Genomic DNA, 11854 nt, shown 5'->3' on the forward strand with positions numbered 1-11854 from the left:
AAAGTGGATTAAAGGCTACACGGAAATACTTGAATCCGCTACCCAAAACCTCGCGCTTGGAGTATGTTCTAAACGCTTAAAATATCTTAGTTTTGAATCATATCGTGGCGTCACTTTCAGTGACATGAGGAGTCTTATGAAAACAGTAAAAATTGGTATTAACGGTGTTGGACGTATCGGTCGTACAATTCTTCGCGCTTACTTCGACAGAATTGCAAAGAACCTAGATACAAATATTGAAGTGGTTGCAGTTAACAACCCTGGTATCCCTAAGCCATATGTTCACCTTCTAAAGCACGACTCCCTTCATGGTAAGCTTGAAGGCGATTTCTCTTTCAACGAAGAGACAGCTGAAATCTCTTACAATGGCCGCAAAATTAAATTCTTCTCTCAACGTAACCCTGAAGAACTAGACTGGTCTTCACTAGGTGTAAGCGTTGTTATCGACTGTACTGGTATCTTCAAAGACAAAGCGAAACTTGGTCTTCACATGAAAGGTACTGTTAAAAAAGTTATTATGTGTGCTCCTGGTAAAGACCTTGATGGTACATTCGTAATGGGAATCAACCACGAGAAGTACGATTCATCTAAGCACCACATTATCTCAAACGCTTCTTGTACAACTAACTGTCTGGCTCCAATCGTTAAAGTTCTTCACGAGAACTTCGGTATCGTTAACGGTCTTATGACAACTGTTCACGCTTATACTTCAGATCAAAACCTTCTTGATAACGCTCACGATGATCTTCGTCGTGCTCGTGCTGCTGCTCTTTCAATGATCCCAACTTCAACTGGTGCTGCTAAAGCTCTTGGCGAAGTTATCCCTGAAATGATCGGTAAACTTGATGGTTACGCTGTTCGCGTTCCAACTCCAGATGTTTCTATGGTTGACCTGACTGTAAATCTTGAGAAGAAAGCAACTAAGCAAGAAATCAACGATGCTATGAAGAAGGCCTCTCAAGGTCAGCTAAAAGGCATTCTTGGTTTCACAGATGAAGAACTAGTTTCTATGGATTTCATGGGAACAACTGAGTCTTCATTCTTCGATTCTAAACTTACAAACGTAATCGGCAACACTGCTAAAGTTGTTAGCTGGTACGATAACGAAGTTGGTTTCTCTAACCGTGTACTAGATCTTGCTAACTTTGTGGGACAAAAACTCTAAGAGGAACTTATGCAACTTAAATCAATTCAGGACGTCGATTTAAAAGGGAAACGAGTTGTTGTTCGTTTCGACTTCAACGTTCCTCTGACTAAAACTGAGCCGAGAACTATTACAGATGCTAGCCGCATCGATGAAGCGATCCCAACGATCCGTTTGCTCCTTGAAAAAGGTGCTTCAAAGATCGTAATGATCAGCCACCTTGGTCGTCCAGATGGTCAACCAAACCCTAAGTACTCTCTTGAACCAGTAGCGGAATACCTTGCTTCAAAACTTGGTACTGACGTTATTCTTTCTGAATCAGCAGTTGATAATGGTCTAAGAAACCTTCTTCAACTTCCTGAGACGAAACTAGTACTTCTTGAGAACATCCGTTTCCTTCCGGGTGAAGAGAAGAACGATATGGAACTTGCCGAGAAGCTTTCTCAGTATGGTGACATCTACGTGAACGATGCTTTTGGTGCCGCTCACCGTAAACACGCTTCTACTTACGGGATCAACGCTTTCTTCAAGGGCCGCGCTTATCCCGGTCTTTTGATGAAAAAAGAAATCGAATCTCTTAGCTCTCTTCTAGAGAAGCCTGCAAAGCCATTCGTGGCAATTGTTGGTGGTGCAAAGGTTTCTGATAAGATTAAAACTATCGAAAAACTTCTGGTAATGGTGGACACACTTCTTATCGGTGGTGCGATGGCCTACCCATTCCTAAAAGCTCGCGGCAACAGTGTTGGTAACTCACTTTGCAGCGATGATGATGTATCGCTTGCTAAGCAACTTCTTGCTGCTGATAAAGGTGGTAAGATTCAACTTCCGAAAGATCATATTGTAGCTGAAGGTCTTGAAGGTAAACCTGAAACTTGTCACACAATCGCCATCCCTGAAGGGAAAATGGGTCTGGATATCGGTCCAATGACTATTCAGTCATACGGCGACCATATCAAGACTGCTAAAACAATTTTCTGGAACGGCCCGATGGGTCTGTTCGAGTCAAAAGCTTTTGCTCGCGGAACAATGTCTATCGCTCACGAAATCGCTGGAACAAAAGCGTTCTCAGTTGTTGGTGGCGGTGATTCAGTAGCAGCTGTTCAACAGTCTGGTGAAGCGTCGAAGTTCTCTCACGTTTCAACCGGCGGTGGTGCTTCTCTTGAGTACATCGAGAAAGGCGAACTACCTGGTGTTCAAGCTCTAAGATTTGGAGTGTAAGAATGAAAAAGCTCATGGTTGGTAACTGGAAGATGAATAAAAACGGAAAAGAAGCTCAACAGTTTACTGAAGAGTTCAATTCCAAGTTCACAGACAAAAGAGACGCTTGGATCGCATCTCAAGCTCTATTTGTTAAACTCATTATCAACTCTGGAATCAAAGCCGGTATCCAGAATTGTTCTGAGCATGTGAACGGTGCCTATACAGGTGAAGTTTCTCCAAGAAGCTTCAAAGAAATGGGCGGCCACTTCGTTATTCTTGGCCACTCTGAGCGTCGCCAATATTTTGGTGAAACTTCAAAAGGTCTAAACGCTAAAATCCGAACTGCCCTTGCTGAAGGTCTAGAGGTCATCTACTGCGTAGGTGAAACTCTTGCTGAACGTGAGGCAGGTCAGACTCTTTCTTTGATCGAGGATCAGCTTCACCAAGGACTGAACGATCAAAGTCTCGCTAATGCCACAAACCTAATCGTGGCCTACGAGCCGGTTTGGGCCATCGGAACGGGTAAAACCGCATCTCCGGCCCAGGCACAAGAAGTCCATGCCCATATTCGAAATGTCCTAAAGGCCAAATTTCCGGCCTTTGGTGACAAAACTCGTATCCTCTACGGCGGCAGCGTAAATCCGGCTAACGTAGAAGAATTATTGGCCCAGAAGGACATTGATGGGGGTCTAGTTGGGGGCGCGAGCCTCAAGCCAGCTGACTTTTTGGCGCTTTGCGGAGACCGTTAAACTTATTTGATTTGCAAGTCCCCGTAATTTTGTTAAAACTATGGGTCTAATTGGAGATTCGTCACTATGATTACTTTTCTAATCGTTCTACACGTTATTATTTGTGTTCTTCTTGTTGTTACAGTTCTTCTTCAGTTCGGTAAAGGAGCTGAAATGGGCGCAGTTATGGGTGGCGGTGCCTCTCAAGCTGTTTTCTCAAGCTCAGCGAAGGGTAACTTCATGACGAAGCTTACAACGATTCTAGCAATCGGCTTCATGGTGAACTCAATCGTTCTAACAACGATGAAATCAAGAGACTCTAAACGCTCTCTATTCGATAACGAAGCTCCTGTAGCAGCTCCGCTTAACTCTGACGTTCAGGCCCTAGACACTAAAGGTGTTGAAACAGTTCCTGCGACAGACGCTAACGGAACTCCAGCTTCGACTCCAGCTCCAGCTGAACAAGCGGCCCCAGCAGCTCCAGCTACTCAGCCAGCTAATCCGTAATTTTTAAAGTTATTCACAAAAAGAGAAGGCCGCGAAAGCGGCCTTTTTTATGTCTAAGCTTTTTTAGCTTCTTTCTTTTTTCCAGTCTCCACGACCTTAATTTTACCGAAGTCCATTTCCTTCTCGAACTTTTTGATTTCTTCGATCGGTAACTTCGCATACGGAATAGTCGGATCAAAGTGATCGGCAAGTCGTAGATCTTTTGCACTCTCCGCTCTTACGTAACGAACGTGCTGATCAAAAATATCAAAGATCGTTGGATCGAGTTTGATCCCACGAAATTTTCTCATCGTATTCATCGCATCTGGGATTTGCAGGACTTCACTATAAGAACGCTTGGTCGTAATCGCATCGAAGAAATCGGCGATGGTACAAACGCGGGCAAGAAGATGGATCTCGTCCTTCCCTTTTAATTTTTTTGGATAACCAGTTCCATCGAAGTTCTCGTGATGTTCATGAACCACACGAGCGACAATTTTAAGATCGATGTCACTACTCACTTCACAGTGACCACCAAGCAGTAGATCCAGACCAAAATCCGGGTGCTGCTTGATCATCTGATACTCTTCATCCGTTAACCCGCCCGGGTTGTTCAAAATGTGAGTCGGGATTTTAATTTTCCCAAGATCGTGAAGAAGACCACCAAGACCCGCATGCATCAGTTCTTTACGAGACGCTTTTGGATTAATCGTCTTGTAGATCGAAATGCAATACATGGAAACGTTGATGGAGTGATCGTATGTATAGAAGTCGTGGAAACTAAGATTCGCGATAAGATTTCTGAGTGAATCAATGTTGTGGTGGTCGAGGACATCCACCATTCCCTCTACCACTTCCCGGCAACCCTCGATGTTTTTTGCCAGGAGTTCAGTCGAGAACTCTTTGTCCTTATCAAAAATGTTATGCAGGTATTGAAGGGCCGCCTCTTTGATGACAGTCGTTTTTTGAACGTCATCAGCTTCTGACTTCATCAAGCTTCGAAGATAAATTCGTCGCTGCTCTTCAGGAATGTAGAGTTGAAAGTATTTGCGGTGAAATTCTTCGAGATCTTCTTTTTGAAGAACGCCACCTTGCGGGAAAATTCGTACAAACTTTTCCTTCCCTTTAACGACCGATGAGTTAACAAAAAGGTCAAAACTTAGGGCCTGGCCGACTTGTATTAGGTCGTACCTTACGGAAAAGAAACTGGGCTTCGTGTCCATTCGCCCATTGTACCACTTTCAAGACTCAGCGGCGGACTATTTCTGCACCAATAAAAAAGCCCACTTGCGTGGGCTTCTATTAAAGAAATATTAACTTCGTACTAGAATACTAGAACGGGATATCGTCAGCAGCGAATGAAGCGTCAGATGCGATTTGATATTCTTGTGCAGGAGCTGGAGCTTGAGCATAAGAAGAATCAACACCAGCATTGTTGTTAGCACCAGCAGATGCACCACCGATGAACTGAACAGTTGAAGCTAGAATTTCAGTTGTATAACGTTTGTTACCATCTTTATCGTCCCATGAACGAGTTTGAAGACGGCCTTCTAGGAAAGCCTGACGACCTTTTGCTAGATATTGGTTACAAAGCTCAGCAAGTTTTCCCCAAACAACAACTCTGTGCCATTCAGTTTTTTCTTGTTTCTGGCCTGATTTATCAGTCCAAGCTTCAGTTGTAGCTAGAGAGAAGTTACAAACAGCTGCGCCGCCTGGAGTGTACTTAAGCTCTGGATCTTGTCCAAGACGACCTAATAAAATAACTTTGTTTACGCTCATAAAGCTCCTAATCGCATAGGTTGCGAATAATTTGGTAAAAGGTTTTTCCTATACTTCCTTATTACCTCAGATTGATGTTGTGGGAAAAGAGAATTTCCTGTCCTTTCCTGACTCTTTTAATTGAAAAAAAGAGACCAACTCTGATGGAGTTTAAGTGATGGAAATTGGAACTAAGATGATGCGAGTCTGAATAATTAGTTCAGGTGATTATAAGTAGAATCTTCCTGACGGATTCGGCGTAAAACTGGGCTCTCTGGATTTTGTTTAAGAAACTCCTCTACTTTCTGGCGAGCGAGCTTCACGTCCTTCTTGTACCACTTTGGATCGAAGCCACAGTAAGGGCACTTGAGATCCTTACGATAAAGCGACTTATGAATACTCTCAAAAAGGCCCCAGATAATAGGAAGAGCACAGGCTCCTTTCCAATCGAACCAGGGATAGAGAGCGGCCGTTACACATAAAGTGAGAATGAGAATCTGAAGATAATTTTGACCTGAAAGATGGCGAGAATAGCGAAGCTTTCTCGGCGATCTACAAAGGGCACAGAAACAGTCTTTTGAGTTCTTTTTCATTCATATCTCCGCTTTCTATTAGATCATACTTCCCTTCAACCTTAAGACCCTGCACTTTTTGCCCTAGAAAAAGAGCCTCTAGGCATCCCGCGATGCCTAGGGTTGTGAAATTTTAGGAGGGCAAAATGGTGGTGGGTTGCTAGGAGAGGTCTACCGAATTCAACAAACGTACAACCACCAAAGCTCGGTACCCTTTGGATGGCTTTACACCTCGCAAATGCCATACCAAAATAGAATGACGTAATATTACGAACTTTAATCATTTCCAAAATGGCGCCAGTGACAAAACGGACCCACGAGCAGGGACAAATTAGTATCTTCTTTTCAGCTTCGCTGATCGTGCTGATTTCTATTATCGCGTTCGTGATTAACATTGGTCTATTTGTGAAAGCGAAGATCAATCTTCAGAACGCCACCGATGCGGCAGCTTTTTCCGGGGCCGCAGTTCAAGCGAGACAACTGACAAAGATCGCCTATCTCAATTGGGAAATGAGAAACATCTACAAAGAGTGGATGTATAAGTATTATGTCGTCGGAAATCTAAACGTTGAAGATGTAGAAAAGCCAAGTGGTGGCGACGTGATGAAGTACAATCTTCGTCCGGATGAGAACGTTCTAAGTGGTGTGGTGACAAGAGATCCATACAACATCCCTGCGGTTTGTATTCACATCGCGGGATCAAAAACAAATATCTGTAAGCGCTACTCTATTCCCGGTCTTCCTGAATTTGGTTCATCTAACCTTCCTGGTGCTGAAGAAGCTTCTCGTGCTTTCATGGATACATTGATTGCAACCAAAGTGAATGACTGCGTAGACCGTACTCGTTTGAACATGCTGGTTGCGACCACTTGGACATATAACGTTCTTGCCAGCGATATGGATTCGTCACTCGCTGGACGAGCTCCTGCCATTCTTGCTGACAGACAAGGTGCATGGCCTCGCGCTGTTGAACTTGGTCTTCGTATTCGAAATTTAGAATACGCCATGAACCGCCCAGCAGTTTATCAAGGTGTATGTAACGATACTGGCGCTCCAACGAAGACCAACTGCCAAGTTGGAATCAATGATGTTGTTCAAGAAAGAAAGTTAGGTAACGAAAGAGTTCTGAAGGCCTTCTACTCGGGTTACAGAAATCTTGGTAACTCTACAAACAATGAAATGAAAGCGACATTCACGCTTTCAGAAATTCCACCGAAAGGCATGACCTTCACTCGTCCTGCCGACGCTAGTTACCTCTTAGTTCCTTCGGATAAGGCCAGCACCTATACAAAACAATGGGTGGATCTAAAGCTCATGATGGTTAACTACGCCATCTTCTACGCGGCGATGATTCCGAGAGCAGAAAGAGACACTTCCGGTGCTTGTGACGTGACAAAAGTTGCGATTCCAGTTCCTGGTTATCCGATGGGATTCTACAAAAATCCTGAAGTTCAAACTTACTATGCGGTTCGCGGTGAAGCTGAATTCGTTGGTCTCTTTAATCCATTCGCAAATGATACTGTGAAACTCACTGCCTACTCTGCGGCGAGACCATTCGGTGGAAGAATTGGCCCGATGCTGTTCGTTCAAAAACCTGGTTCGGATTACTTCACTGGTCGAACTGACCGTTTGAAATTTCGCTCAGTACCTTACATCACTTCGTATGATTTCCTGGGAACTCAGTTAAGAGGCGGAGGCGCACTTCAGGCCAACCAATTTGAACCAGGTGTACCACTTCCGATCAATACCACTTCTAATCCGGGCCCATTTTGGCTGACCAATGAATCAGATCCACTGGGTGGACTTCTTGCCGATGCATCTGGGGTAAAATTTGGTGTTCCGAATCTGGTCTATGATTATCAAACGCCACACTCTAGTGAAGGCTACACTCTCGCGAGTGAGAAGATTTACAAAATTAGCTCGGCAAATCCTGGTTCTGAACAACCAGTTGGTCTTTACAGTAAACATCAGTTCAATGCTTTCAAAGGTCCGGCCCTTAGTGCTAACAATGCTATCTCTCCGGAAGATCTTGATGCCGAAATCGCTCGCGTAAGAGCACCGACAAGTTATGAGGCCGCCAATTACCTCATTCCATCTCCCAATAAATTTAACATTGAAAATGGAATGGACTCGTTCGGATTCATCGGTGGCGAAGGCACTCCACTTAAAAGCGGTGTGACTCGTTATGAATCAAACATCTACGCCCCTCTCTACAAATCAGGCACAGATCAGGAAGATATTCTTTTCGAGAACACTGCAACTGTGACTTCAACCATTTTCGAATTTATGCGTGCTCAGGAAACTGGTATGCGTAAATATAAAATGGCCCTAAACAAGGCCGCTCAAATTATCGACGCTCAGAAAGGCAGAATTGCAGGTGGAGCGAAGAACTCTGCCCCAGGTTATGAAAGAGCTGCCCAAGGTGTTTCCGATATCAATATGGGAGACCCGAATCTGGATCAGAATCCGGCGAGCTGTAACAGTATTGCGGGCCAGTTTTTGTATTTCTACTATGGCGGCGGTGTGGGTCCAGACCAAGTACAAAATCCTGCGGGCTGTCCAAAACCGCTGGGCACCATGATCAGCGAGTACTTTGCTTCTTCTGCGAATGATCCGACGTTCAATCCGACTCATTACCGCTTCAGCTTCTCGTGGCCAACAAGTGCTTCGGGAGCTGCTGGAAAGCAGTTTTTTACGGCCTATATGCCAGGTCCATTCACGGGAATCGGTGATGATGGACAATTCAGTAACCCAATTCCAGGCTCCAATATATCTGAGAATATGCGCCGCAACTTTTACTCAACCAAGTTCGTTACTCTTGACTCACTGCTTGGTTCGGGTGGGTACAGCCCAGCATCTAACTTCAATATTATGTCCGAAGGGACCCCATCTGGTGCAGATCAGGACATCAAACCTACCCAGTTTGCAAACCCACTCGATCCAGACATCATTGGGTCTGATTTAAACACCATTAAGTATTAATATTTCTACTCTTGATTAGACCCCTGGCCACCCTTTATAATAAGGTTGTCTAAAACCACCTTTCACTTCATCAAAGGATCTTTTGTGGCTACGAAAAAGACCAAAAAAGTAACAAAAAAAGCACCTGCTAAAGCTGCTAAAAAAGCACCTGCTAAGAAGGCCGCTCCTAAAAAAGTAACTAAGAAAGCTGCTCCTAAAAAGGCCGCTCCAAAAAAAGTAACAAAGAAAGCTGCTCCTAAAAAGGCCGCTCCAAAAAAAGCTGCTAAGAAAGTTGCTGCGAAACCAGCTGCTAAAAAAGCCGCTGCTCCTAAGAAAGCTCCAGCGAAAGCTGCTACTCCGAAGGCCGCTCCTAAAGCTGCACCAAAAGCCGCTGCCAAAGAGAAAAAGGCCATCACTCCAGAAGTGGTTGCTCCAAAAGTTCCAGCTCACGCTCAATCTATTAACGATGACTACACAGCTGATTCACTAAACGACGACTTCGATGCTGAATTCGATTCAGACGAAGAAGAAGAAGGTGAAGCGAAGCCCGCTGACGAAGCTGCCGATGAAGATGAAGAAGGCAGTTACGGTTACGGCTGGGGATATGAAGAAGGTCTAGACTCTCCTGAAGATGAGGAAGAGGAAGACGAAATGGACGAAGACGCTGAATACGTTAAAGGTCCAAAGAAAAAGTCTGATGAAGAAGAAGACGAAGATGATGAAGACTACTAGATAGTAGAGAATGGCCCCGTTTGGGGCCATTTTTGTTTGAGAGGTGTTTTATGAAGAAATTAGAACTTTATTTTTTCCCGCAATGTCCTTACTGCCAGATTGTAGAATCTGCTCTGAGAGTGACTGGTCTGGAGAACAGTGTAACTTATTATGACATTCATGATGAGCCACACAGAAAAGAAGAGCTTATCAAGATGACCGGCCGTGGAACTGTTCCATGTCTTGTGATCGATGGTAAACCGATGCATGAATCACGTGATATTGCAGACTGGTTACACAAATACGCAAAAGAAATTGCTCACGGCGGAGATCAAGTAAGTGGAAATTAGAGACCCGGTACATGGTTCGATTCCTATTCACGATGCTGAAATAGAAATTCTTGAACACCCTTTTTTTCAGCGTCTTAGGAACATCAAACAACTGGGTTTCTCAGAGTATGTTTTTCCAGGGGCGACTCACACTCGTTATTTGCATTCCATCGGAGTGATGAACGTCTCGACTTTGGTTTTCAATAGCCTTTTTAAAGATCAGAATTCAAAAGACATCCAACGACTGAAGGAAAGTCTTCGTCTTGGATGTCTTCTTCACGATATTGGTCACGCTCCCCTTTCTCACTCGACTGAATCAGTAATGCCGATGGTGAGTGCTTTGAAACTTCCAAAACAGTTTCAAGGAAAAGAAAGACAGGCTTCGCATGAGGACTATACGATTAAATCCATCACGGACAGTTCTTTCACTCAGTCCTTCAAAGGAGTGACGAGAGAATTTGGCATTGATCCTAATGCCATTGCTGAACTTGTGATCGGTGAATCAAAAAATCCGGACTACTTTACAGTTGGTGGCGTGAACTACTTCCCGCTTCTTCATCAACTCGTGTCTTCAGAAATGGACTGCGACAGAATGGACTATCTTCTGCGTGATAGTTATTTCTGTGGTGTGAGTTACGGTAAATTTGATCTGGATTGGATCATCGACAACATGAAAGTGTGTGTTGAGAATAATCAAGCGTTCCTGGGAATCTCAGAGCGCGCGATTTCGACTTTCGATGATTTCCTTCTTTCGCGCTTCCATATGTTCATGATGGTTTACTTCCACTACCGCGCGGTTTGTTTGGAACAAATGCTCATGCGCTACTTTGATAGCGAAAAGAATGAATATTCTATTCCAGCGGATATTGAAGCTTATCTTGAACACGACGACGCTTATCTGATGAGGGTCCTTCGTAAATCAGATAACGTATGGGCCAAGAGAATCGTAAGAAACTCAATTCCAAAAAAGATCCTTGAGACCTTTGGAACTGTTCACCTTCAGCAGATGCATGATCTTGAAAAATACATGAAGTCGCAAAATATCGACTACATCAAGTGTTCTTCTACCGGTCGACTGTCAAAGTACTACAGTGCTACTTCACCTCAGGAAGTTTATCCGATGAAGGTGCTACGAGAGTCTTCACTCGCTAAAGGTCATCGCACGATTAAGAACATCCAGGAAGCGACAGATCTATTCACGAAATACAGTGAATCTCATGCGGTTAACCGTATTCACTGTGACTTCGAAGAACTTACACCTAATCAGCAGGCCGAAATCCTAAAGATCATTCAGGCCTAGTATGTATAAGTTTTTTCTCTATTCGATGCTCATGATATTGTATCTAGGACTCGCGAAGGCGCTCTCGCCTTCCGAGCTCGGTGTGCAATATCTTCAGAACGAGAAGGCCTTTTCGAAAGTCATTAAGGCCCCACTTGCCACTGCCATTTTGGTGGATACTCATGCCACTGGTTTTCTCATCAAGACGTATTATCAAAAGTATCGAGTCATTAGTGGCTATGATTCAGTGGAAGAAGTGATTGTTAGAACCAGTAAAGAGTTCGCGAAGAAGAATCTCGCGAATGTCGGCCTGTCACTTTACCGCAGAATTGATGATAAAGAAGAGTTCTTACCACTGCCTCCGGGAAGCCTCTATTTAGGAAACCGTGAGTTTGGTGAGTGGAAAACGAATAAAAAGGGCGTCGTAAAATGGCGCTTTAATAAATCGTTTAAGAACTTTCCGAAATATCTCGGTTGGGGAAACTTCCGTCCGACTGAAGAATTCTATCAACAGATGCGCTCAAGCGTGACCTTGAATCGACCTTTCTACGGACTGAAAAACGAGTTTGGTCCCAAGGGCCGCATTACTCAGGAGAACTTTCCTCATTTCTTCAAAGATGAACGTATGAAGAAAGTAGAAATGAAGACTCTCCTGATTGAATATTTTAAAGAGAACTTTTAAGGAA

General features: G+C 44.0%; 12 protein-coding genes. 9 read left to right on the forward strand and 3 right to left on the reverse strand.

Going from position 1 to position 11854, the window contains the following annotated elements:
- Window positions 1-136 precede the first annotated feature (136 nt).
- From gap to secG, 4 genes are all read left to right on the forward strand, one after another.
- Window positions 137-1165 carry a type I glyceraldehyde-3-phosphate dehydrogenase gene (gap, locus tag SOO65_RS19505; RefSeq protein WP_321394539.1) on the forward strand — a complete coding sequence of 343 codons (1029 nt, stop codon included), beginning with the start codon at window positions 137-139 and terminating at the stop codon, window positions 1163-1165.
- 9 nt (window positions 1166-1174) lie between these two features.
- Window positions 1175-2362: a phosphoglycerate kinase gene (locus SOO65_RS19510; RefSeq protein WP_321394542.1), complete on the forward strand. Its 1188-nt coding sequence runs from the start codon at window positions 1175-1177 to the stop codon at window positions 2360-2362.
- A 2-nt stretch (window positions 2363-2364) separates the two neighbouring features.
- Complete coding sequence (gene tpiA, locus SOO65_RS19515) at window positions 2365-3093, forward strand: triose-phosphate isomerase (RefSeq protein ID WP_321394546.1); 729 nt, start codon at window positions 2365-2367, stop codon at window positions 3091-3093.
- 66 nt (window positions 3094-3159) lie between these two features.
- The gene (gene secG, locus SOO65_RS19520) at window positions 3160-3579 is read left to right on the forward strand and encodes a preprotein translocase subunit SecG (protein ID WP_321394549.1); all 420 of its coding nucleotides are present in this window, start codon (window positions 3160-3162) and stop codon (window positions 3577-3579) included.
- 53 nt (window positions 3580-3632) lie between these two features.
- Here secG and SOO65_RS19525 read toward each other — a convergent pair whose 3' ends face one another.
- The 3 genes from SOO65_RS19525 to SOO65_RS19535 form a co-directional block, all read right to left on the reverse strand.
- Window positions 3633-4781, reverse strand: coding sequence for an HD-GYP domain-containing protein (locus tag SOO65_RS19525; RefSeq protein WP_321394552.1), 1149 nt, complete (start codon window positions 4779-4781; stop codon window positions 3633-3635).
- A gap of 109 nt (window positions 4782-4890) precedes the next feature.
- Entirely contained in the window at window positions 4891-5337 is a 447-nt protein-coding gene (locus SOO65_RS19530; protein WP_321394555.1) for a single-stranded DNA-binding protein, read from the reverse strand.
- Between the two features lie 194 nt (window positions 5338-5531).
- On the reverse strand, window positions 5532-5909 hold the full coding sequence (locus SOO65_RS19535) for a hypothetical protein (RefSeq protein ID WP_321394558.1): 378 nt from the start codon (window positions 5907-5909) through the stop codon (window positions 5532-5534).
- A 279-nt stretch (window positions 5910-6188) separates the two neighbouring features.
- Here SOO65_RS19535 and SOO65_RS19540 point away from each other — a divergent pair, with 279 nt between their 5' ends.
- The 5 genes from SOO65_RS19540 (at window position 6189) to SOO65_RS19560 (ending at window position 11850) form a co-directional block, all read left to right on the forward strand.
- Entirely contained in the window at window positions 6189-8870 is a 2682-nt protein-coding gene (locus tag SOO65_RS19540; RefSeq protein ID WP_321394563.1) for a Tad domain-containing protein, read from the forward strand.
- Between the two features lie 84 nt (window positions 8871-8954).
- Entirely contained in the window at window positions 8955-9581 is a 627-nt protein-coding gene (locus tag SOO65_RS19545; RefSeq protein WP_321394566.1) for a hypothetical protein, read from the forward strand.
- Between the two features lie 50 nt (window positions 9582-9631).
- Entirely contained in the window at window positions 9632-9910 is a 279-nt protein-coding gene (locus SOO65_RS19550; RefSeq protein WP_321394569.1) for a glutaredoxin family protein, read from the forward strand.
- Window positions 9900-11189, forward strand: coding sequence for an HD domain-containing protein (locus SOO65_RS19555; RefSeq protein ID WP_321394571.1), 1290 nt, complete (start codon window positions 9900-9902; stop codon window positions 11187-11189). The genes SOO65_RS19550 and SOO65_RS19555 overlap by 11 nt, the downstream gene beginning before the upstream one ends.
- Window position 11190: 1 nt before the next feature.
- A complete protein-coding gene (locus tag SOO65_RS19560; RefSeq protein ID WP_321394574.1) occupies window positions 11191-11850 on the forward strand; it encodes a hypothetical protein in 660 nt (219 codons plus the stop codon).
- Window positions 11851-11854 lie beyond the last annotated feature (4 nt).

Source organism: Peredibacter starrii (genome assembly GCF_034259205.1).
GTDB classification, from domain to species: domain Bacteria; phylum Bdellovibrionota; class Bacteriovoracia; order Bacteriovoracales; family Bacteriovoracaceae; genus Peredibacter; species Peredibacter starrii.